The 24,558-nt window shown below is 59.3% G+C and carries 12 protein-coding genes; 7 read left to right on the top strand and 5 right to left on the bottom strand.

All coding sequences use genetic code 11. The features are described from left to right. Nucleotides 1-31 precede the first annotated feature (31 nt). Nucleotides 32-2,317 carry a fatty acid cis/trans isomerase gene (locus BLU63_RS25710; RefSeq protein ID WP_083376575.1) on the bottom strand — a complete coding sequence of 762 codons (2,286 nt, stop codon included), beginning with the start codon at nucleotides 2,315-2,317 and terminating at the stop codon, nucleotides 32-34. A 155-nt stretch (nucleotides 2,318-2,472) separates the two neighbouring features. Between BLU63_RS25710 and metH the strand changes: the two genes are divergently transcribed. Continuing rightward, nucleotides 2,473-6,183, top strand: a complete 3,711-nt coding sequence (gene metH, locus BLU63_RS25705) for a methionine synthase (RefSeq protein ID WP_083376574.1) — start codon at nucleotides 2,473-2,475, stop codon at nucleotides 6,181-6,183. Nucleotides 6,184-7,047: 864 nt separating this feature from the next. Next, nucleotides 7,048-7,266: a DUF2970 domain-containing protein gene (locus tag BLU63_RS25700; protein ID WP_083376573.1), complete on the top strand. Its 219-nt coding sequence runs from the start codon at nucleotides 7,048-7,050 to the stop codon at nucleotides 7,264-7,266. Here the strand turns inward: BLU63_RS25700 and BLU63_RS25695 are convergent. Beyond that, nucleotides 7,263-8,336, bottom strand: coding sequence for an ABC transporter substrate-binding protein (locus BLU63_RS25695; protein WP_083376572.1), 1,074 nt, complete (start codon nucleotides 8,334-8,336; stop codon nucleotides 7,263-7,265). The two genes, BLU63_RS25700 and BLU63_RS25695, sit on opposite strands and share 4 nt — an antisense overlap. Before the next feature lie 524 nt (nucleotides 8,337-8,860). On the opposite strand from BLU63_RS25695, the gene BLU63_RS25690 reads away from it, so the two are divergent. Further along, nucleotides 8,861-10,519, top strand: a complete 1,659-nt coding sequence (locus tag BLU63_RS25690; RefSeq protein ID WP_083376571.1) for a nitrite/sulfite reductase — start codon at nucleotides 8,861-8,863, stop codon at nucleotides 10,517-10,519. After that, nucleotides 10,503-10,997 (top strand): DUF934 domain-containing protein, encoded by a 495-nt coding sequence (locus tag BLU63_RS25685; protein ID WP_010460931.1) that lies wholly within the window; start codon nucleotides 10,503-10,505, stop codon nucleotides 10,995-10,997. Before BLU63_RS25690 ends, BLU63_RS25685 begins: the two co-directional genes overlap by 17 nt. A gap of 50 nt (nucleotides 10,998-11,047) precedes the next feature. Here the strand turns inward: BLU63_RS25685 and BLU63_RS25680 are convergent, their stop codons facing one another. From BLU63_RS25680 to sohB, 3 genes are all read right to left on the bottom strand, one after another. Continuing rightward, nucleotides 11,048-14,857, bottom strand: a complete 3,810-nt coding sequence (locus tag BLU63_RS25680) for a dermonecrotic toxin domain-containing protein (RefSeq protein WP_083376570.1) — start codon at nucleotides 14,855-14,857, stop codon at nucleotides 11,048-11,050. Further along, nucleotides 14,854-19,716, bottom strand: a complete 4,863-nt coding sequence (locus BLU63_RS25675) for an NEL-type E3 ubiquitin ligase domain-containing protein (protein WP_231990912.1) — start codon at nucleotides 19,714-19,716, stop codon at nucleotides 14,854-14,856. Before BLU63_RS25675 ends, BLU63_RS25680 begins: the two co-directional genes overlap by 4 nt. 132 nt (nucleotides 19,717-19,848) lie before the next feature. Continuing rightward, nucleotides 19,849-20,871 (bottom strand): protease SohB, encoded by a 1,023-nt coding sequence (gene sohB, locus BLU63_RS25670; protein ID WP_010460936.1) that lies wholly within the window; start codon nucleotides 20,869-20,871, stop codon nucleotides 19,849-19,851. Nucleotides 20,872-21,075: 204 nt separating this feature from the next. Between sohB and BLU63_RS25665 the strand changes: the two genes are divergently transcribed. From BLU63_RS25665 to BLU63_RS25655, 3 genes are all read left to right on the top strand, one after another. Continuing rightward, nucleotides 21,076-21,786 (top strand): histidine phosphatase family protein, encoded by a 711-nt coding sequence (locus BLU63_RS25665; RefSeq protein ID WP_077749673.1) that lies wholly within the window; start codon nucleotides 21,076-21,078, stop codon nucleotides 21,784-21,786. 64 nt (nucleotides 21,787-21,850) lie between these two features. Further along, entirely contained in the window at nucleotides 21,851-22,165 is a 315-nt protein-coding gene (locus BLU63_RS25660) for an SCP2 sterol-binding domain-containing protein (protein WP_083376568.1), read from the top strand. 294 nt (nucleotides 22,166-22,459) lie between these two features. Then, nucleotides 22,460-24,307 carry an amidohydrolase gene (locus BLU63_RS25655; protein ID WP_010460943.1) on the top strand — a complete coding sequence of 616 codons (1,848 nt, stop codon included), beginning with the start codon at nucleotides 22,460-22,462 and terminating at the stop codon, nucleotides 24,305-24,307. The last annotated feature ends 251 nt before the right edge of the window (nucleotides 24,308-24,558 follow it).

The following is a 24,558-nucleotide window of genomic DNA, read 5'->3' as shown; positions in this document are numbered from 1 at the left end:
AGTCCGACACCGACCAGCAGTCAAAGGTCGATTAAAGATTCTCGTACCGGTTCATATCCAGCACGCCCTCTTCCACCGGCTCGGTTTCGTGGATGTAGCGACTCAGGTCATGGAAGTAGAACCAGAACTGCGGATGGCTGCGGCGAATGCCCCAACGTTCGACGATTTTCTCGAAGCGGTGCGCATCCTTGGCGTTTTCCATCGCATCGACGAACGCCGGCACCTGGTCGGCGGGTATGTTGAACATGAAGTTGGGGTAGCTGCTGAGCACGCCCGGGAAAATGGTCAAAGTGTCGAGCCCAGGCTGATAGCGCAGCGATTCACCGAGCAGGAAGGCCACATTGCTGTGGGCCCGATTGCGCAGCAGGCTGTAGACCTCGCGCTTGCCGCTCGCCGTCTCGATGCGCAGCACCGTCGCTTCCGGCAACTGATCAATGACCTTCAAACCGGCCGCCGGGCGTGACGTCAGGCGACTCAAGGCTTGCTCGGCACTCTGCAACGCCGGGTCGATGTTCGGTCGCGAACAGTAGGCGCCGTCGCAACGGTTGATAGGATCAGGCTTGGCATCGAGCTCGCCATAACGGGCCAGCAGTTGCATCGCGAAGTCGCGCTTGGGGTCCTTTTCATCCAGCTTCAGGGCCGTCGGCGTGTCATTGTCGATGGACTCGTAATCCAGCCACATTTTGAATTTGCCACCGCTTTGATACCAATCATCGAGGTAATCGTCCCGCGAATCGGCCGGCATCAGGCGCAGGAAATTCTGCTCGGCGCCGTTGCGGATCAGGTCGAAGTACAAGCGTGTCTGGGCCTGGTGAGACACGTTGCCGAACACGTCGAAGTTGACCACCAACTGATAATACGTGCGTTCCAGCAGCGGATAGTCAAACAGCCAGATGGTTTGCGGCACGTCGCCGATCAGGCCCTTGTTCACCGACGCGCTGTCGAAATGCCGAAAGATGCTCAGCAACGCGTTGTCGTTGCCTGCCCACAGGGTCGACCAGCTCGGCGCCGGCAGATCGGCGTAGTTGTCCCGGCGTAGCGCCTCGTACTCGTTGCGCTTGTCGCGGTAGTCATGCCACAGGCTCAGGACGCTGCCGACATCGTCGTTTTGTCCCGGCATCGCCAACAACGGCGTGGCCTGGCCGCGGTAGTTCGGGTCGGTGATGTAGAGGTCATGTTCCGGCGCCTGGAACAATGCCCAGAAGTTGTCACGAATCACGTCCGTGGCGATCTGGCCACGGCAGACCGGACCGCGAATGAAAGTACGGACGAAGTACTCGGCGTTATCGAGCATGAACTGATAACGCGCCTGAGCCGGGATCGCTTCAAACGTACTGAACGGATTGGCCCGGCGCTCCGGCCCGTATCCCGGCAAGGCATCGACCTGCCAGTTGCCGCTGTAAAAGAGTGTTTTGATCCGCGCCATCTTCGACGCGCTCAGCGGATAAGTGATGTGGGTCTTGTGCACGATCACGCCCTGCACCGGCCACAAACGGTAATAAATCCGAGTGCCCGGATCATCATTCGGCCGGCGCGTATCGATCAGGTCGATCGGCTGCCCCGTCGGGGTGCGTGAACGGACCCATTGGAAGAAATGCCCCGGCTCACCGTCCTTGAAGTAAATATGGGCGATATACCAATGCTCAAATAGCCAGCGACCGACCAGACTTTCCCGGGCACCCGGGGCGTTGAGCAGGTTTTCCCACTGCACCACCTGCATGGCCTCTTTCGCGCTCGGGACCAGGCCTTGCTCATCGATGGGCGCACCCGAAGCCAGCCAGCGCTGGAGCGTCTGGTATTGCTGGTCGGTCAGGCCGGTGACGGCCAGCGGCATGCCTTCTTTCGGGTGGGTACTGGCGTAGCCGTCGAACTCCGCCGGCATGGCGCACATGTTTTCCCGGTTGAGGCCCAGGACGATGTCTTCCGGCAACCTGGCATTGGGTTGCAACGGGGTTGTGTGGCCCAGCTCCAGCATTCGCGCCATCAACGCCGCCTGGCTGCCTTGGGCGTCAAGTACCGAATAGAAGCCTTTCTGCTGCCAGGCACGCTTGCCGAAAGCGTCATAAAACAACCGGGTTGGCGCCGCGGCCTGACTGCGTTCGCCGTCGTAGACCGGGGATTTGGTCCCGCCACGCGCCGCCCCTTCGCCGCTGCCCAGATTGAGCTGACAGGCGGAGTCGTAGCAGGCATGGCAGGCCACGCACTTTTCGGTGAAGATCGGTTGAATGTCACGCGTGTAGGAAATCGCCGGACCCTGCGCAGCGGCATCCCAGCTTATAAGCAGCATAAAGATGCTGGTGATGACGCGATACGACATGTCCCTGGTCCTGATCCTGAAAAAACGCCGCGATTCTACCGGTCTCGCCCCCTCACCAACATGAGCGATATTCATGCAAAACCGGAGCATGCTCTAAAAGCGCACAGGTTTGCTATTATCCCGGCCCTTCGTCATGGTCTTTTCGAGTAGTCCCAATGTCCGATCGCAGCGTTCGCCTTCAAGCTCTCAAGCACGCCCTCAAAGAGCGCATCCTGATTCTCGATGGCGGCATGGGCACGATGATCCAGAGCTACAAGCTCGAAGAGCAGGATTACCGGGGCAAACGCTTTGCTGACTGGCCAAGCGACGTCAAAGGTAACAACGACCTCTTGGTGTTGACGCGCCCGGACGTGATCGGGTCGATCGAGAAAGCCTACCTGGATGCCGGCGCCGATATTCTGGAGACCAACACGTTCAACGCCACCCAGGTTTCCCTGGCCGACTACGGCATGCAAGGCCTGGCATATGAGTTAAACGTAGAAGGCGCGCGCTTGGCACGCAAGGTGGCCGACGCAAAGACCCTGGAAACGCCGGACAAGCCGCGCTTCGTCGCTGGCGTGATCGGGCCGACCAGCCGCACCTGCTCGCTGTCACCAGACGTGAACAACCCCGGCTACCGCAACGTGACCTTCGATGAATTGGTGGAAAACTACACCGAGGCCACCAAAGGCCTGATCGAAGGCGGCGCCGACCTGATCCTGATCGAAACCATTTTCGACACGCTGAACGCCAAAGCCGCGATCTTCGCCGTGCAGGGTGTGTTTGAAGAGTTGGGTATCGAACTGCCGATCATGATTTCCGGCACCATTACCGACGCCTCCGGCCGAACCCTGTCCGGCCAGACCACCGAAGCGTTCTGGAACTCGGTCGCCCACGCCAAGCCGATCTCGGTCGGCCTGAACTGCGCCCTCGGCGCCAGCGAATTGCGCCCGTACCTGGAAGAACTGTCAAACAAGGCTGGCACCCACGTTTCGGCGCACCCGAACGCCGGCCTGCCGAACGAATTCGGCGAGTACGATGAGCTGCCAGCGGAAACCGCCAAGGTCATCGAAGAATTCGCCCAGAGCGGCTTCCTCAACATCGTCGGTGGCTGCTGCGGCACCACGCCGGGCCACATCGAAGCCATCGCCAAAGCCGTGGCCGGTTATGCACCACGTGTCATTCCGGAAATCCCGAAGGCTTGCCGCCTCTCGGGCCTGGAGCCGTTCACCATCGATCGCAGTTCGCTGTTCGTCAACGTCGGCGAGCGCACCAACATCACCGGCTCGGCGAAATTCGCCCGCCTGATCCGTGAAGACAACTACACCGAAGCGCTGGAAGTGGCCCTGCAACAGGTTGAAGCCGGTGCCCAGATCATCGACATCAACATGGATGAAGGGATGCTCGATTCGAAGAAGGCCATGGTGACCTTCCTCAATCTGATTGCCGGTGAACCGGACATCTCCCGTGTGCCGATCATGATCGACTCCTCGAAGTGGGAAGTGATCGAAGCCGGCCTCAAGTGCATTCAGGGCAAGGGCATCGTCAACTCGATCAGCATGAAAGAAGGCGTCGAGCAGTTCATTCACCACGCCAAACTGTGCAAGCGCTATGGCGCCGCCGTGGTCGTGATGGCGTTCGACGAAGCCGGCCAGGCCGACACCGAAGCGCGCAAGAAAGAGATCTGCAAACGCTCCTACGACATTCTGGTCAACGAAGTCGGCTTCCCGCCGGAAGACATCATTTTCGACCCGAACATCTTCGCCGTGGCCACCGGCATCGAAGAACACAACAACTACGCTGTGGACTTCATCAACGCCTGCGCCTACATCCGCGACGAACTGCCCTATGCGCTGACCTCGGGCGGCGTGTCCAACGTGTCGTTCTCGTTCCGTGGCAACAACCCGGTGCGCGAGGCGATTCACTCGGTGTTCCTGCTGTATGCGATCCGCAACGGTCTGACCATGGGTATCGTCAACGCCGGTCAGCTGGAGATCTACGACCAGATCCCGGCCGAGCTGCGCGACGCCGTTGAAGACGTGGTGCTCAACCGTACGCCGAACGGCACTGACGCCCTCCTCGCCATCGCCGACAAATACAAGGGCGACGGCAGCGTCAAGGAAGCCGAGACCGAAGAGTGGCGCAACTGGGACGTCAACAAGCGTCTGGAGCATGCGCTGGTCAAGGGCATCACCACGCACATCGTGGAAGACACCGAAGAATCGCGCCAGTCGTTCGCCCGCCCGATCGAAGTGATCGAAGGCCCGCTGATGTCCGGCATGAACATCGTGGGCGACCTGTTCGGCGCCGGCAAAATGTTCCTGCCGCAAGTGGTGAAATCCGCCCGTGTGATGAAACAGGCCGTGGCCCACTTGATCCCGTTCATCGAACTGGAAAAAGGCGACAAGCCGGAAGCCAAGGGCAAGATCCTGATGGCCACGGTGAAAGGCGACGTGCACGACATCGGCAAGAACATCGTCGGTGTGGTGCTCGGCTGTAACGGCTACGACATCGTCGACCTCGGCGTGATGGTCCCGGCGGAGAAGATCCTGCAAGTGGCCAAGGAGCAGAAGTGCGACATCATCGGCCTGTCCGGTCTGATCACGCCTTCACTGGATGAAATGGTCCACGTAGCCCGCGAGATGCAGCGTCAGGATTTCCATCTGCCGCTGATGATCGGTGGCGCGACCACCTCCAAGGCGCACACGGCGGTCAAGATCGAACCGAAGTACAGCAACGATGCGGTGATCTACGTTACCGACGCCTCCCGCGCCGTGGGCGTGGCGACGCAGTTGCTGTCCAAGGAGTTGAAACCGGCGTTCGTCGAAAAGACTCGCCTGGAATACATCGACGTTCGCGAGCGCACCGCCAATCGCAGCGCCCGCACCGAACGCCTGAGCTACCCGGCCGCCATCGCCAAGAAGCCGCAGTTCGACTGGAGCACTTATGTGCCGGTCAAACCGACCTTTACCGGTTCCAGGGTGCTGGACAACATCGACCTCAAGGTTCTGGCCGAATACATCGACTGGACGCCGTTCTTTATCTCCTGGGACCTGGCCGGCAAGTTCCCGCGCATCCTGCAGGACGAAGTGGTCGGTGAAGCCGCTACCGCGTTGTATGCCGATGCCCAGGAAATGCTCGCCAAGCTGATCGACGAGAAACTCATCAGCGCCCGTGCGGTGTTCGGCTTCTGGCCGGCCAACCAGGTGCGTGAGGATGACATCGAAGTCTACGGCGATGACGGCAAGCCGATTGCCAAGCTGCATCACTTGCGCCAGCAGATCATCAAGACCGACGGCAAGCCGAACTTCTCCCTCGCCGACTTCGTCGCGCCGAAGGACAGCGAAATCACCGACTACGTGGGTGGATTCATCACCACGGCCGGGATCGGCGCCGAAGAAGTGGCCAAGGCTTATCAAGACGCCGGCGATGATTACAACTCGATCATGGTCAAGGCTCTGGCCGACCGACTGGCCGAGGCGTGTGCCGAGTGGCTGCACCAGCAGGTGCGAAAAGAACACTGGGGTTACGCCAAGGACGAGACGCTCGACAACGAGGCGCTGATCAAAGAGCAATACACCGGCATCCGCCCTGCCCCGGGCTACCCGGCCTGCCCGGATCACACCGAGAAAAGCACCTTGTTTGCCTTGCTCGACCCCGAGGCCAGCGAAATGCAGGCCGGCCGCAGCGGCGTGTTCCTCACCGAGCACTACGCGATGTTCCCGGCGGCAGCAGTCAGCGGCTGGTACTTCGCTCATCCGCAGGCGCAATATTTTGCGGTGGGCAAGATCGACAAGGACCAGGTGCAGAGCTACACATCGCGCAAAGGGCAGGAACTGAGCGTGACCGAACGCTGGCTGGCGCCTAACCTCGGTTACGACAACTAACCCAGGCGCCTGGCCACAATATTGTGGCCAGATGAACCCCCTGTGGGAGCGAGCCTGCTCGCGAAGGCGTTATAACATTCAACGAAGATGTTGAATGTTACGACCCCTTCGCTAGCAGGCTAGCTCCCACAGTTGTTTTGGGTCGTTCACAAACGTGTGGATCAACCCGATCAAGTGTGGGAGTGAGCCTGCTCGCGATGGCGATGTGACAGTCAACGAAGACGTTGAATGTTATGGCCACTTCGCTAGCAGGCTAGCTCCCACAGTTGTTTTGGGTCGTTCACAAACGTGTGGATCAACCCGATCAAGTGTGGGAGTGAGCCTGCTCGCGATAGCGATGTGACAGTCAACGAAAATGTTGAATGTTATGGCCACTTCGCCAGCAGGCTAGCTCCCACAGTTGTTTTGGGTCGTTCACAAACGTGTGGATCAACCCGATCAAGTGTGGGAGCGAGCCTGCTCGCGAAGGCGTTATAACGTTCAACGAAGATGTTGAATGTTATGGCCACTTCGCCAGCAGGCTAGCTCCCACAGTTGTTTTGGGTCGTTCACAAACGTGTGGATCAACCCGATCAAGTGTGGGAGCGAGCCTGCTCGCGAAGGCGTTATAACGTTCAACGAAGATGTTGAATGCTATGGCCAATTCGCTAGCAGGCTAGCTCCCACAGTTGTTTTGGGTCGTTCACAAACGTGTGGAACAACCCGATCAAGTGTGGGAGTGAGCCTGCTCGCGATTGCGATGTGACAGTCAACGAAGATGTTGAATGTTACGACCCCTTCGCTAGCAAGCTCTCTCCCACATTTGCTTTGTGCATGCCACGGATTGTCTATGCTTACTCTTCACACATTGATGACGAGGGATTTATGGACGATCCAGTCGACAACAAGCCACCGACCTTCTGGCAGATGCTGCAAAGCGTCATGGCGGCGGCGTTCGGTGTGCAGAGCGGGAAGAATCGGGCGCGGGACTTCACCCACGGCAAGCCGAGTCATTTCGTGATCCTGGGGGTTCTGTTCACGGCCGTGTTCGCTTTGACGCTGTTCGGCATCGTGCAACTGGTGGTGCATCTGGCGGGGCGTTAGCGCATCAGGGTTTGCAAGCTGAACGGATAGCGATAGGAGGTCGGCCGGCCCTTGGCCGACAGACGACGGAAATTCACCCCGTAATCCGGTGATGCGCCCATGGCCAGCAACCGCTTGGCGTGGGCCTTGTCGATCAGTTGCAATACCGGAATCAACCGGTCGCGCCCGCCGTACTGGTCCAGATCCACGCCCATTTCCACGTCATGCAACTCCACCAGCGCCCAACCGCCCAATGTGAAGTGCCCGCCCACCAACACGCTCAGGCGACCGTCGATCATCGCCTGCAATGCAGCGGGCGACGTGTTCACCCCGCTGAACAAGGCATCTTTGCCGGGCACGCCACCCGTCTCCGAATAGGCTTGCATGGCGCCAAACGCCATTTCGTCATTGGCAGACCACACCAACGAGACATTCGGGTAACGCCGGAACAACAACTTGGCCTGCTCATAGGCCCTTCCGCGGCTCCAGCCACCGTAAACCACTTGGCGCAAGCGCACTTCCGGGTGCTCGGCCAAGGCGCGCAGCATGCCTTGTTCGCGCAGTTGCGACGACGGCGTGATCTTCAGGCCGGAGAACGCCAGTAATTCGATGACCTGGCCAGGCGCCACGGGTGGATGCTGGCGAATCAGCTCCTTGAGCATCAGGTAGCCGCCCTCCTCATCGTTCGGCACCAGGCTGCCCAATCGATCGGAACGCTCGCCCAGCAGGCTCAGCTGATTGGCTGTCAGCGAAGCGTTGACCGTAAACAGCTTCACCCCGCTGCCTTGAGCCAGGCGCAGAATCTGTGGAGCGACATACTGTTCGTTGACGAACACCAGATAGTTCGGACGATCGGGACCTTGCAGGGCCAGGCGGGCTTGCGCCACGGTGAGCTCGGGCATGCGTTGGGAATACAGAATTCGCAGATCAATGCGCAGATCCTTGGCGGCCGCCTGCATGAATTGCGAATAGCTGATCCAGAAGGCCTCATCCGTCTTGCCCGGATTGAGGAACAACACCGACTCTGCATGCGCAACAGGGCCCCAAGCCGCGCCAAGCATCAGCAGGAAGGTGTAGACAAACTTCAACATTAACGCCCGAGCCCCCGGAAATTTTCGCCGCGCATTATAGCCAGCGAAGTCCCGGCAAACGGCGTTTATTCCGGTTTTTGTCCGACAATCGTCGGAACCGGGCCCGGACGGGGTCGGTTATTGATGGCTGACCCAAAATACCGCAGTGCCCACGACCAGGATGATCAGGAACAGAATCGCCCAAGCATCGACCGTGCTATCAGGTTTTGTCGCTTTGGTAGGGTTGCTCATTGCATCGCCTCTTGTCGGTTTTATCGGTGATTGCATAAAGACTCGACCACAGTAAAGACGACGATTGCCCTCACGACAAATACGGGTTTATCAATAACGGATCTCGTTAGTCGTTTTGGTTCTTTACATATACTCAAACATCACTTTTGCGCATAACTGCAAACTGGTATCTTGCCCCGGCTCCGTAGGGAGTGCGCGGCCGTGCGCGCAGAATTGCCGAGGCAGCATCGGAGACCTCCAGGCGAAAAAACGCAACGGGATCCGACCGGCCCAAGCCTGAGAACAGGACTTATATGTACGTATATGACGAGTACGATCAGCGGATCATCGAGGACCGCGTCAAGCAGTTCCGTGATCAGACCCGACGCTATCTGGCAGGTGAGCTGAGCGAAGAAGAATTCCGCCCCCTGCGCCTGCAAAACGGGCTTTATATCCAACGCTTCGCGCCGATGTTGCGGGTGGCGGTGCCTTACGGCCAACTGACTTCGCGCCAGACGCGGATGATGGCCAAGATTGCCCGCGACTATGACAAGGGCTATGCCCACATCAGTACCCGGCAGAACGTCCAGTTCAACTGGCCGGCGCTGGAAGACATCCCGGACATTCTCGCTGAGCTGGCCACCGTGCAGATGCACGCGATCCAGACCAGCGGCAACTGCCTGCGTAACGTCACCACCGACCAGTTCGCCGGTGTCGCTGCCGATGAGCTGGTTGACCCGCGCCCTTGGTGCGAGATCGTTCGCCAGTGGACCACGTTCCACCCGGAATTCGCCTACCTGCCGCGCAAGTTCAAGATCGCTATCAACGGTTCGACGTCTGACCGTGCGGCCATCGAAGTCCATGACATCGGGCTCGAGCCGGTGCACAACGCGGCCGGCGAACTCGGTTTCCGCGTGCTGGTGGGCGGTGGTCTCGGCCGTACACCGGTAGTGGGCGCGTTCATCAATGAATTCCTGCCGTGGCAAGACCTGTTGAGCTACCTCGACGCCATCCTGCGGGTCTACAACCGCTATGGCCGTCGTGACAACAAGTACAAGGCGCGGATCAAGATTCTGGTCAAGGCCCTGACGCCTGAAGTCTTCGCCCAGAAAGTCGACGCGGAAATGGAACACCTGCGCGGTGGCCAGACCACGTTGACCGAGGCCGAAGTGCATCGCGTCGCCAAACACTTCGTCGACCCGGAGTACAAGGCCCTGGACAACCAGGCGGCCCAACTGGCCGAGCTCGACAAAGAACACCCGGGCTTCGCCCGCTGGCGCACCCGCAATACCCTGGCCCACAAAAAGCCGGGTTATGTCGCGGTGACCCTGTCCCTGAAGCCGACCGGCGTTGCGCCGGGCGACATCACCGACAAGCAGCTCGACGCGGTGGCCGACCTGGCCGATCGCTACAGCTTCGGTCAACTGCGCACGTCCCACGAGCAGAACATCATCCTGGCCGACGTTGAACAGACCCAACTGTTCGCGATGTGGGGCGAGTTGCGCGAGCAAGGTTTTGCCACGCCAAACATCGGCTTGCTGACCGACATCATCTGCTGCCCTGGCGGTGATTTCTGCTCGCTGGCCAACGCCAAGTCGATCCCGATCGCCGAGTCGATCCAGCGTCGTTTCGAAGACCTGGACTACCTGTTCGACATCGGCGAACTGGACCTGAACATCTCCGGCTGCATGAACGCCTGTGGTCACCACCACGTCGGCCACATCGGCATCCTCGGGGTGGACAAAAAAGGCGAAGAGTTCTACCAGGTCTCCCTCGGTGGCAGCGCGAGCCGCGACGCCAGCCTGGGCAAGATCCTCGGCCCGTCCTTCGCCCAGGAAGCCATGCCTGACGTGATCGAGAAACTGATCGACGTGTACATCGAACAACGTACCGAAGACGAGCGCTTCATCGACACCTATCAGCGTATTGGCATCGACCTCTTCAAGGAACGCGTCTATGCAGCGAATCATTAAGAACAACGAGGTCGTCGACGAAACCTGGCACTTGCTGCCCAAGGATTTCAACATCGACGAGATCAGCAACTGCGACGACCTGATCGTCCCGTTGCAGCTGTGGCGCGAACACAGTCGTATGCTCAAGGCCCGCGATGGCGGTCTTGGCGTGTGGCTGGATGCCGATGAAGAAGCCGAGGAAATCGGTGAAGACGTCGATCAGTTCCAAGTGATCGCCCTGAATTTCCCGGCCTTCACCGACGGGCGCAACTACTCCAACGCACGTCTGCTGCGTGACCGCTATGGCTTCAAAGGCGAATTGCGGGCAATCGGCGATGTGCTGCGCGACCAGCTCTTTTACATGCACCGCTGCGGGTTCGACGCCTTTGCCATTCGCGCCGATAAAGACCCGTATGAAGCCCTTGAAGGTCTCAAGGACTTCTCGGTGACCTATCAGGCCGCCACCGACGAACCGCTGCCGTTGTTCCGTCGCCGCTGATACCGGCAAAACCTTGAACCCCGCCCGGGGTTCAAGGCGCCCTCCTTCGCTTAGAAACCCGCACGCGCCTCCAGCGCCCGGAATGCTGCCATCGGGTGATCGAAGCGCCCGCTCCCGCGAATTATCCGCCCCCACATGTCCTCTGAAGCATCGGCCTCTTGCAACAATCGCCAGACTCGCGCCTGAAGTGACAGGTAACTGACCCGAAAGTCGGCCGTCAGGCTCAGCCGGTCTATGACGGCTAAAAACCGCGTACCGGAGGGTTTACCTGCCAATCGCTGCCAAAGGGCTTGCCGGGACTGTTGCAACGCTTCGTCGCAGTCGCGCAACCACACCGTCGGCGTACCATAATCCGCGCCCGGAGCGCTCAGCCACAGATTGATGCCAGTCTGTTCACGATGACTGATCAACCGGTGCAGCGTGTCCTCGTCTGTCAACGGATTGCCCCATAGCAATACGCGGTCGTCCGCCACCGCCTGATTGATGATCGCGGGCGGAACCCGGGTAATACGGTTGTCGCGCAGGTCCAGCATCGTCAGATAAGGCTCATCCTTGACCCCGACAGGGCAGCGATTGATCGCCGTATTCCTCAGGTTGAGCTGGCGTAAATTGTTCATGCCCAGCACCACCGGCGGAACGCCCAACGGGTTGTCGCTCAGGTCCAGGGTTTGCAAGTGGGTCAGATCACTCAATTGTGAAGCGGCGCGCTCAGTGAATGCCAACTGTGTGGCTCGCAGATTGAGTGAGACCAGTTTCGGCAACTGCCCGATAACGGGCGGCAAGGCGCGCCCTGCGTCACCGCCTACGAAGAAAGGACGCAAATCGAAGCCTTCCAGATTCAACACTTCAAGGTTCGGAAAGCCCTCCAGGAACCCGTTCAGACTCTCGTGCTCGGTCAGGTGAAAACCATGCATCGACAATTCGATCACATCGTTGAGCCTGGCATTCAGCGTGGGTAATCGGTGAAAGTCCTCGAAGGTCAGGTCCAGCCTGACACCACGCAGTTGCCCGTCGACATAGACACGATCTTGCAGCGGCCCGCGTTTTTGCCAAATGGCGACAAGCTCCACGGCAAGCTCAGTCCTGACCCCGCGCTCCTGTTGCAGGGCGGTGTGCAGGACGTGGGCATTGTGCACGGCGATTTGCGCAGGGTTCATCCCCTCCGCCTCCTCATCGCCCATGGCCACGAAGGGAACGTCCATATCGGCAATGTCTTGTACCGCTTGATCGACCCATTCGGTCAAATCGACATTGAGCTGTTGCAGTTGCAGAGCCAGCAGGTCGATATACGCCTGCACCCTGCCCTCTGCCAGCAGCAACACCTGATCAATGCTCGCGTCGCTGATGTCCGGATAAATATCCTTGAACTGCAACTTGATCGCTTGCAACTTCAGGGCGTCACCCTGAGGGGTTGTCGGGTAACCGCCGCCGCGCAGTCCCTGCCGTTCAAAGGTCAGCCCCGTGTCCAGCCTTTGCAGGCCGAGCAGGGTATCGGCACGGGACAATGCCCGATCGCCGAGGTTGAGCCGCAACGCCTTGGCCGGGTCTGGTGACGTGAGGTGCAACGCCGAGCGTTCCTCGTCCGTCAGCACGCCGAGGACCGCGTCATAGACATCCGTTTGCCGGCCTTGGCGCAGGTAACGGTTTCCCACCTTGATGATGTTTCGGCAGTGAGGGCTGTCAAGGGGGCCGCAACGATCAAGCACCCGGCCAGAGGACGCACCGTCGAGGACCTCGATGCGCAGGTCTTTCGGCCAGCCGGGCAGATTGTTCAGGGAGTGCAATGCCAGCGTGTCCGTCTCGGCATTCGCGACCGAGCGCAGATAAAAGCCTTCATAGACCCGGTCGAGACGGACATGCTGTTGGTATTGCCGGGCTTTGCCGTCCAGTCGCGCGAATACCTGCCTGGCCTCGGTCGCATCTGGCAACGACGTGATGTCGATGCCATAGCGGTCGAGCATCTGCTCGATGGCGATTGTCGGCAGGTCGGGGTACTCGCGCTGAAATAGCCGGACCCATTCATGCTCCGACTTTTGCAGCGCTTCGTAGCGTTGGTTGAAAAGCACAGTGTCTGCTTCCAGACCGAGATCCTGATCGATCTTGAAGCGGCTGATGGTATCCGCCAATAAAGGGGTCGGTGGACGGCCCGTCTGCATCAACCGCAGCATGTCATCGTCGACCGCGCTGACCTTGGCGATTTGCGCCAGGACCTCATCGCTGAAGGAGGCCACCGAGGGGCCGATTCCACGGATCAATTCGATGCGAGGGTTCAAGGGCGTCGGCGCAACGGCCGGTTCCGACGCAGGACGGGCGCCCGGCTCTGCCGGATCGACGCTGGGCTCGCGGACGCGCTCCGCCATGCTATCGACCTCCGCAGCGCTCCCATTGAGCGCTGACTCGGCACCCAGCATCGGCAACGCATTCAGCAAACCAAACACCGTGCGTGTCCGGCCCTCCGAGCGTTGGCCCGGCGTTTTTCCATTGACCACCTGATTCAGGCCATACCCGGCGTCAATGAGCCCGGCCAATGCCAGCACCCCCTCGCCTCCTGGGACAAACAAGGCGAGCGGACCAAACCGGTTGACCCATTGCACAGCGGGTTCGACGACGGCGCTCAACTGATCCCGGTTGACCTGCGCATCGTCACGGATGGCCTGAAGCTCTGCCAGTGCGGCCTGTTTCATTGTCATTAGCAGGCGGGCAAAAGGGTCGGTCGCCGCCGCCGGATCATCGAAGCCGATGTAATCGTTCGGGTCCCAATAGCCATCGTTGTTGAAGAAACCGGCGTTGTTGCCCAGCCAATGTTTAGCCGGATAAATCGCCATGCCATCCAGCGCTGTCAGAACGCCGGCGTGAAACGTTCCATCTTCGCGATCGTCTTCGGCAAAGTGACGGGCCAAGGCCTGCCTGGTCGCGTCGAGCTTGCCCTGCGTGGCAACCCACTGGCGCAACTGCGCGGTATTGGCGAATTCATGCAGCGGGGAAGAATTGCCAGGGATGTACACCAGCACACGGGCACTGGCGGTGTCACGGAAGGCCCAGATATCGGTCGCGGTGTAGCGGTACAGTTTCAGAAGGCCGAACTTGACGGTTGAAGGCACGCGAGTCGGTGCTTGCAGCTGCTCAAGGGTCAGCGTTTGCCAGGACTGATCGGCGGACAGACCTGCCGCCCGCATCGCCAGCGCCAGACCTTCTTGCGTCAGGCGTTGTTCATGTCGCTGCAACCAGGCCGCCATGACGAACGCCGCCTTGACCGACGTTCTCAATGCGGACGGTCTGGCCGCCATCTGCACAGCGTCGGCTGGCCATGCCTGATCGAGATACGCTTGGTACAGGTCCTTGAGCTCCAGCTCCCAGACCCATTTCTTGAAATCGGCGGGCCTGAGATTGAGCTGAGTCAGCGGCCCATACACCTGCGGGGTGGTCTGCCGGTAGATGCCTTCATAGGTCTGGTGATTGCCGCTGCCGTGATCGGCGAATTCGTCGACGTGCTCGACGATCCGAATCGTCGGTCCCACGTCCGGCGGCGTGTACAGGCCGAACGCCGTCTCGGCAAAACGCCCGTCACCCACCGTCTGGTCGTTGGACAGCAGCGCGTGCAGCAGCGACCGGGAACTTGCCACTCGTCCCTGCTCGAAACCGTTCTCGGCAGGATGACCCTTGTAATGGTAATCGAGCGTGACCAGCAAGGCCGTCTGCGGGTCGATGCCCGCGCCCCACTTTTGCTTGATCAGGCATTCGCCGAACTGCCCTGGGGATTGTGGCAAGGCGAGATCGATAACGGCTTTCAATTCATCACGCCATTTCGGCGCCGCCGACGGTGTCGGGCTATCAGCAGACTCGTGAGCGATGTCGTTCATTGAGCGGCCCCCGAATGGCTGGGCCCCGGGACTGGCGGCGCAGGATGGCGCATCAGCGCCGCACCGGTGAGCTGCCTGATCAATGCCCGACGTTCATTTTTGAAGTTATCGAAAATGGCGTTCAGGCGTTCGGTGGCCACTGGACGGGTGAGTTCAGCCTGCCTCTCCACCTGGGCAAAATCTCGTGCCGAGCGGTCGGCGATTGCCAGGAAACGATCTGGATTTGACACCTCCAGATACTCCACCCAAAACCGTTGGATGATCATCCATTCCAGCAACGCGCTGGTGCGTTCGGTGGTCAGGACTTTCTGATAAGCCCGTTCCAGCGCCGCCGGCGCCACCTCGACATCCAACGCCGATGTCACCATTCTGGGCTGAGCCGGCAAGCTCAGGCGTTCGGCCAGCCCCACGCGATACGCCAGACTGATTTCCAGAGCTTGTTCGTAGCTTCCGGACTGTGGACCGGTGCGCGCATTGATATCCGCCAGCGCAAACCCCTCGACCTCATGCAGCCTGAACAACCCCCTGAGCAGGGTGATCAGTTGCTGCTCCACCGAAGCAGGCCCGGTGAGGGCTGCGGCCATGGCCCGATAAAACAACACCTGCACTTCCATCTCACTGAAGAGTGCGGAGTAGCCATCAGCGCTGAACCTTCCGACCCGGGCCAGACGAAACAGCCTGCGTCGCAAGCCATCATCTTCCGTCGCAGCCTCCACGACACTCCACACCCGCTGGCTGAAGTGGCTGAACAGTCGTTTGTAATCGGCCGTCTCGGACAGTTGCGCAAGCATAGTGAAAAAGCTCCTGGATTCCGGATAGGCACGCAATGAATCCCACAACCCGCGCCTGCGCCGGGTTTCGGTAGAGCCAAGCCCGGTCAGCCACGCGGAACTGTGAGCCTCGGTCGGCGAGTAAGCGCCTGAGCGACGGTAGTCCGAAGCAATGATCCCCAGGCTTACACCGGTCTTCTGCTGATGCACCACGACCTTTTTCAACGTGTCGGCGGACAGAGGATTGCCATACAGGTTGGTGCCTTTGTTCGGGACCGCATGCCCCTTGAAGACATCCTCAGGCAGGGTTTCGATCTGATTGTCTCGTAAATCCAGCTCACTCAGCCTAGGCAAACCGGAGGCGCCCAAAGGCCAGTTTTTTATCCCGGTGCCTTGCAGGTTCAGGTGTTCCAGGTGCTGCAACTTGCTGACATCGGGAGCCCTCACAAGGTTTGGGTTAAACGCCAGGTTCACTGATTGCAGGCTGGTCATATCGGCCAATTGAGTCACCGACTCAGAGGTCAGTTGAATGAGGTTGTCGCTCAGATCCAGATGAACCAACCCGGGCATTGAGCTCAACGCCAGCGGCAGCCTCGTCAGTTGATTGCCTCTCAATGACAAGCTTCGAAGAGTGCGGAAGTTTCTCAGGAAGGCGTTCAGCCCGACGCTGGCGCCCACGCCGTCCAGCACCAATCTCTCGACGTGGCTGAAGTCCCCGACGATAACCGGCAATTCGCCCAGAGGCTGGGCGTCAAAGCTGAGTGTGGAGCGTAGGTTAGCGCCCGCTTCACTCGCCTCGGGCTCGTTGCGCCAGCAGCGAATGATCGCCTGAGCGATGCGATATTTGCTGAGACGACTGACCTCCTGCCTTGAGCCATCGGGCTGCAAATACCAGGTTTGCCGACTGACCCAGTGACTCAGTACCTGCCTGATGGTCTGAAATTGCAGCCTCAACGCTTCCAGCTTCTTCAAGACGACCGTCACGTTCTGCCCCAGATCATTTACCAACGCGTGAATGCGAACCGGGGAATGCATCGGATACAGTTCCAGCGCCCTGCGGACCAGGACGTCTTGGGTGGTTTTGATGAGCACGGGTCTCGGTATAACGGGAGAAGACGACGTCGCGTGCCTGTCTGCCAGCCGCATGGGGGAGGTGTAGCCCGCTCGCGGGGGGCGTGCATCGATCAGTTGCGCGATGGCGGTTCGCCGTGTCAGGGCGAGCTGCGTTATTTTCTCTCGCAACGCTGCCCCGCCGTCGCTCAGGTTAACGCCCAGTGCTGTTTTGAGCGGCGTCGAGAGTCCATGCCAGAGGGCCTTGAAATACTGTTCGCGCGTGCGTCCCGCGAATGCGGTGGCGGGAGCAATGTCGTCGATCGACACGCTGTATCGATCAGGATGGACGTCGATCTGCAGCTTCTGCGCAGCGTCCGCCGATCCAATGCTGGTCGACTCGCTTTGCACACCTGACGAAGCCTGTAACTGAACCCTGGTATTACCCGTCCATCCCGGCAGTTGCTCAAGGGTGTTGAGCACCAGGCGGTCGGTGGCCAGCCCACCCACGGCATTAAGGTACAACCCTTCGTAAGCGCGACTGACCTGCACCCGTTGCAAATAACGACGGGCTTCCTCCGCCAGACGCAAGGGTACGTTGCCCTCCTCCAGGCTGCTCAACTCAGCAGCATCGGCATGCCGCACCAGTTCTTCGGCAATCGCCGAGGGCAACTGGGCGATCTTGTCGATCAACACCGTGACCCGGGCATCAGCCGGTACTTCAGTACGTTTGTAAATCCGCTCGAACAGCGCGAGTTTGCTGCTTTCGGCTTGATCGGAAATGAGCTTTGTCAGGGCCTTTGCCCGCGCGCTCGCGTCCTGGGTAGTGGAGCCCAGAAGGCTTTGGCGTTGGGCGCTGTCCATGGCTGTCAGCAGCGAGGTGTGTAATTGGCCCTTATGCAAAGCATCCTGATTGAGGCTGACGGTTTTCCCCGGTAACGCCGTGGCCGCGCCATAGAAACCCGTTTGCCTGCCTGCGGCAGTGACGACTTTGATGGCCGAGTTGTCTGGCCAATGACGGGACGTCGTCAGCAGGTGCAATTGCAGATCCGGGTCTGCCAAGACTGCCGACGACGGGGTTTTCAACTGCTCGATAAAGTCGGTGACCGCAGCATCCGCCCGAAACCGCTGCACTGTATCGACCAGCAGTGCCGGTGGCCGGCTGCGGTCGACGTGTGCCTGGCGCAAGACCGTGTCCTCGATCCCGCAGACGGCAAGGATGTGCGTCGCCGTGGTATCGGGCACCTTGTCGCGGGTGTAACCGAAACGGCGAAACAATTTAAGCCGATCCCATTCTTGCGGCAGCTCAGAGTCATGGCGCCACGCCCCGACATCGTTGGTTTCGAGCTCGGGTGAATAGGTGCCGCCGCTCCCCACCGGGGCAATCACCTCCCACAGGTCCGTCGCCGTTTTTGGCCGCACGGCATACAGATGTGTATCGATTGGAAGGTACGCCTGACCGTCCATCCAGTGCAGTCCTCTCGGATCCGCTGCGAGTGCCGGGGGTAACCGTCGGCTCTGTTGATACACCGTAAGATCGGGATTCCACAGACGGCCCCGAGCGTCTACACCCGGAACCTTTCTCAGGCGCTCGATGAAGACGGATGTCCTGATGTTTTTAAACGCGGTACCAACAGCCGCCGAACCGGCGGCAAACGCGGCCATCAGGATCAGGTTTTCGATGGTATCGAACAGATAATCCGTGGCTTGCTCCTGCTCGCCCCTGGACCAACTGGCCACGCTTTCATACACCTCCGACAGCAACTGCATCACCGTCACAGCCAAGAGGATGTGGCCAACAAACGGCACAAACGATGCACCGAACAACAGGACATTAAGGCTGATGGCCTTGTAGGTCTCCAGCCTGTCCAGTCGGGATTTTTCGTCTTCGTCGTCCGTGGGCACCACCAGAAGCCTGGCATCGGCGATGACCTGATTCGCATACTGACGAAAAATTTCCTCGAACATGTCGCCTTGTATGTCCACACCCAACAGCGACACGTAGACACTGGTCGCGGGAAGCGGCGAGGAAACGGGGACGGACAAGCGTTTTTCAAGGGCTTGCAGAAACGCGGACCGTTCACCCAGCTTGATGTAGCGCATGAAGAATTTTTGGAACGCGGAGGTTCTCAGACGCTTACTCAATTCCACCTCGAAATCCGTGAAGGACGCGTATTCCTTCAACGGGTGCAGCGGGTCATCCGGCAGGTAGACCACGCAGCGGTAATCGTCATCGTCATGCTCCTCGACCGGCCCGATAAACATCGCGCCATTGACCGTGACATCAAACATTTCCAACGCCTGGTAACCCAGCGTGTGGTTGCCAAGTTTGACGGGGCGCTGTTCCTTGACTGACTTCAATGCCTGGTGCATTTCGACACTGATGGCTTTTTTCATCAGCGCGACATGCCGCTGTACTTCAAAGCTGTTCTTGGCGTGCGCAACATACTTGTTAGATAAGTGTTTGATACCTGACGCTGGCTCAAACAGTGATTTGACATGCGCCTGGTATTGTTTTCCAAGATCAAGTTTGCGGCACAACGCGGCGAACTCATGCGGCTCTATCGATAAGACTTTATTGACTGTGCCGGTGATGGTTTGCGGGATATAAATTAACGATGTATCGCTATAGTTTCCGGCCAGTGTTTCGCTGAGTTCAAAATTTTCACAGGCGGCCAACAGCAGATCCCGATCAATCGGCAGCACCAGTTTCTTGCGAAGTCCCAGCAGGCTGGACGTTGATCGCACGTGCTGAAAAATGACGCCCTGCGTATCCAGTGGCGTACCCAGCTTGTTCGACATGGCTTGAGCCAGTAAGGGGCGACAGACGGTTTCAGGCGATTTGAAGCCTTTCAGGAGGTCGGCAAGTTCACCTCTTGAACGATGGCTGGCGGTCAGGCTTTCATAAAGTTCACTTCGCCGTTGACTTGAGGCAGTCAACAACCAGGCAGGAGCATTACTTTTAATCAGATCAAAAAAGACACCCTGTTGATCTGGCGTCAACACAGGCGTGTTTGAGTTTGTGGGCGGAGAAGACATTGTGATCACTCGAAACTGGCTAGGATCGCTAGCCTATCGAGCCACTTTTTTAAAAAGCGCTATCTATATACCGCCACAAAAAAACGGTCGCTTTCACTGCAAGGCAGTGCAAGCGACCGTTAATTTAAAGTGTTACCAAAAGCGTTGCTGGGTCAACCGGCTCCACCAGCTCAGCAATACGCGATCCACCGACCCACTGGCCGCCATCCCGATACGCTCTTGCAGGCTTTTGCGTTCGGCGTAATGCAAATGGTACAGCTCCGACTTCTTCGCTCGTTCAGCGAGGTATTCATCGCTGGTCTTGAGTTCGTCCACCAGTTGCTTGTCCAGCGCGGCGATGCCGAGCCAGATTTCACCGGTGGCCACTTCGTCAATGGCCAGTTGCGGGCGATAACGCGAGACGAAGTTCTTGAACAGCTGGTGGGTGATGTCCAGGTCTTCCTGAAACTTCTCGCGGCCTTTCTCTGTGTTTTCGCCAAACACAGTCAAAGTGCGCTTGTATTCGCCAGCGGTCAGGACTTCGAAGTCGATGTCGTGCTTTTTCAGCAAGCGATTGACGTTAGGCAACTGCGCCACGACGCCGATCGAACCCAGAATCGCAAACGGGGCGCTGATGATCTTCTCGCCGATACACGCCATCATGTAGCCGCCACTGGCCGCGACCTTGTCGATGCAGATGGTCAACGGCACGCCAGCATCGCGGATGCGCGCCAGTTGCGAGGACGCCAGGCCGTAGCTGTGAACCATGCCGCCGCCGCTTTCCAGACGCAGTACCACTTCGTCTTTGGGCGTCGCCAACGTCAACAGTGCCGTGATCTCGTGGCGCAGACTTTCAGTGGCCGACGCCTTGATGTCGCCGTCGAAATCCAGCACGAATACCCGCGGCTTGGCCTCGGGTTTCTTCTTTTGTTTTTTATCGGTTTTAGCCTGGGACTTGCGCAAGGCCTTGAGCTGGTCCTTGTCGAGCAAGGTTTGCTCCAGGCGTTCGCGCAGCTCTTTGTAGAAATCATTCAGTTTGCTGACTTGCAACTGGCCGGCCGATTTGCGCCGACCTTTGCTGCGCAGCGCCGCGAAACTGGCCAGGACCACCAGAATGGCGATCACCAGTGTCACGGTCTTGGCCAGGAAACTGGCGTACTCGGACAAAAACTCCACAGTGACTCCTTCAAAACGATGCGCGGCTTAAAACACGCGCGGGACAACGCCAGCATACCCATGCTCCGCCTCGGCGGCCAGCCGTGAAACCTCTGGCAACAGGCCTGTAACGGGCATTTCAAACAAGCGTATGTTTTTTCATTGACAGCTCACTGTCATCCTCATAACCTCGCCAAACCTTCAACGTACCGGGATGACGCGGACGTGGGCAGCATCTATCTGATTCGACATGGCCAGGCCTCCTTTGGTGCAGACGACTATGACGTCCTGTCGCCGACCGGTGTTCGCCAGGCAGAAATCCTCGGCCAGCACCTCGCCGAGCTGGGTGTCAGCTTTGACCGCTGCCTGTCGGGCGACTTGCGCCGCCAACAGCATACGGCCACCAGCGCGCTGGAACAGTTCGCTGCCGTGGGCCTGCCGGTGCCGACCCTGGAAATCGATTCTGCCTTCAACGAATTCGACGCCGACGCGGTGATCCGCGCGCTGCTGCCGGCCATGCTGGAGGATGAACCCGAAGCCCTGGACATCCTGCGCAATGCCGCGCAAAACCGCGCCGAGTTCCAGCGCATCTTCGCCCTGATCATCGAACGCTGGCTCGCCGGCACCTATGACACGCCGGGGCTTGAAAGCTGGCTTGGGTTTGTCGAACGCGTACAGGCCGGTCTGCACCGCCTCCTCGAAAGCGCCGACAACACCCAGAAAATCGCCGTGTTCACCTCCGGTGGCACCATCACTGCCCTGCTCCACCTCATTACTCAGATGCCCGCAAGGCAGGCATTTGAACTGAACTGGCAAATCGTCAACACCTCGCTAAACCTGCTGAAGTTTCGCGGTCGCGAGGTGGCATTGTCTTCTTTCAACAGTCATGCGCACTTGCAGCTGTTGAAGGCACCGGAACTCATCACGTTTCGCTGAGTCCGGACTATTGTGACCCTGGCTGTAATCACCCAGCTCTAATTACCCAAGAAAGGATCGAACCATGACCTCCGTAGCTGATGCCGTACAAGCAATGAAAGCCAAGTTCAACCCAGCCGCCGCTGCCGGTCTGGACCTGGTATTCGGTTTCCGCATCGACGACACCAAGAACTTCTCGCTGGTCGTCAAAGATGGCACTTGCGAGCTGCAGGAAGGCGAAAATCCTGACGCCCAGGTCACTCTGGTGATGGACGGCGAAACCCTGCAAGGCATCGTCGACGGTTCGACCGACGGCATGCAAGCGTTCATGGGCGGCAAACTGCGCGCTGAAGGCGACATGATGATGGCCATGAAACTGTCCGAGCTGTTCCCAAGCTAAGACGGCGGTTCCCGTCTTCGGGAACCTCTCTGGCTGCACACGAATCCCGCCCCTTGTGGCGGGATTCGTCGATTTCCGCCCCCGCAAATCGGCTACCGGTGAATTTGCCGTCTATATTCCTTGTGGCCGCATGCGTCAGACATCGGCTGTTTGCCCCTCGATGAATTGACGGAGCGCACTGCCATGAGTCCACCTGACAACCACGAAGGTCTGAACCGCCGACGTGTACTGCAAGGCCTTTCGGCAGGCGCCGTTGGTGCCTGGATCAGCCCGCTCATCGCAGGGAGTAAAACCATGCCCGACACCCCGGCCGACCTCATTCTGTACAACGGACGCCTGCACACCGTCGACCGCAAGAAACCCCAGGCCAGCGCCGTCGCGATCAAGGACGGACGCTTCGTGGTAGTCGGCAGCGACGCCCAGGCCATGGCCCTGCAAGGCCCCGGCACCCAGATCGTCGACTTGCACGGACGCACGGTGATTCCCGGCCTCAACGACTCGCACCTGCACCTGATCCGCGGTGGTTTGAACTACAACCTCGAGCTGCGCTGGGAAGGCGTGCCATCGCTGGTCGATGCCCTGCGCCTGCTCAAGGACCAGGCCGACCGAACGCCCACACCGCAATGGGTGCGGGTGGTCGGTGGCTGGAACGAATTCCAGTTTGCCGAGAAGCGCCTGCCGACGATTGATGAACTGAACAAAGCCGCACCGGACACCCCGGTGTTCGTGCTGCACCTTTACGACCGCGCCCTGCTCAACCGCGCGGCGCTGAAAGTGGTCGGTTATACCCGCGACACGCCGAACCCGCCGGGCGGCGAAATCCAGCGGGACGCTAATGGTGATCCCACCGGCATGCTGATCGCCCGCCCGAACGCGATGATTCTCTACTCGACCCTGGCCAAGGGGCCGAAGTTGCCGCTGGACTATCAGGTCAACTCGACCCGCCAGTTCATGCGCGAACTCAATCGCCTCGGCGTGACCAGCGCCATCGATGCCGGCGGCGGTTATCAGAATTACCCGGACGACTATCAAGTCATTCAGCAGCTGGCCAAAGACCAGCAACTCACCGTGCGCATCGCCTACAACCTGTTCACACAGAAACCCAAGGAAGAGCTGACCGACTTCAAAAACTGGACCAGCACCTCCCATTACGGCCAGGGCGACGATTTCCTGCGGCACAACGGTGCCGGGGAAATGCTGGTGTTTTCGGCGGCCGACTTCGAAGACTTCCTCGAACCACGCCCGGACTTGCCGCAAACCATGGAACAGGAGTTGGAACCAGTGGTGCGGCATCTGGTGGAACAGCGCTGGCCGTTCCGCCTGCATGCCACCTACAACGAATCCATCAGCCGCATGCTCGACGTGTTCGAGAAGGTCAATCGCGACATCCCGTTCGACGGTTTACCGTGGTTTTTCGATCATGCGGAAACCATCACCCCGCGGAACATCGAGCGGGTCAAAGCCTTGGGCGGGGGCATCGCCATTCAGGATCGCATGGCTTTCCAGGGCGAATATTTCGTCGACCGCTATGGCGCCAAAGCCGCCGAACACACGCCGCCGATTGCGCGCATGCTCGCAGAAGGTATTCCGGTGGGGGCCGGCACCGATGCCACGCGGGTGTCCAGCTACAACCCCTGGACATCGATGTATTGGCTGGTCAGCGGCCGCACCGTTGGCGGACTGGAACTGTACCCGCAAGGCTTGAGCCGCGATACGGCGCTGGAACTCTTCACCCACGGCAGCGCCTGGTTTTCGTCCGAACAAGGCAAGAAAGGCCAGATCAAGGTCGGGCAACTGGCGGATCTGATTGCACTGTCGGCGGACTATTTCCACATCGACGATGAAGCGATCAAATGGATCGAGTCGGTGCTGACCATTGTCGACGGCAAGATCGTCTACGGCAGCGTCGAGTTTGAAAAACTCGGGCCGCCGCCGATTCCTGTGGTGCCCGAGTGGTCGCCCGTCGCCAAGGTGCCGGGCCACTGGAAACCCGTGGCGCCACTGACGGCGCAGGTGCATCAATGCATCGGCGCGTGCGCGGTGCATGCGCACAGCCACGAGCGGGCGCGATTGTCGTCAGCGCCGGTCAGCGACTTTCAGGGGTTCTGGGGCGCGTTTGGCTGTTCGTGTTTTGCGTTTTGAACAATGATTCCCCCACACCCACTGGGGGTCTGCCTCAGGCATGACTCCCAGGCTGTAGCCGCACTCGCCCCCCCCCCTTCTTTAGCGACCGCCGACATCGCAAACTCGTCTAAAAAACTGTTAGTTCTTACAGGTGCCAGCACAAGGACGTCGGCCCTATTCTTTCAACTGACAGGCAAGTCGGAATGGTTTGACCCACATCAAGGTCCAGCGCCTGTCATTCCCGCACCCTAACTTGCATCGAAAGCCAA

The organism is Pseudomonas mandelii (genome assembly GCF_900106065.1).
Classification (GTDB): domain Bacteria; phylum Pseudomonadota; class Gammaproteobacteria; order Pseudomonadales; family Pseudomonadaceae; genus Aquipseudomonas; species Aquipseudomonas mandelii.
This window is presented reverse-complemented; position numbering and strand designations above follow the sequence as displayed.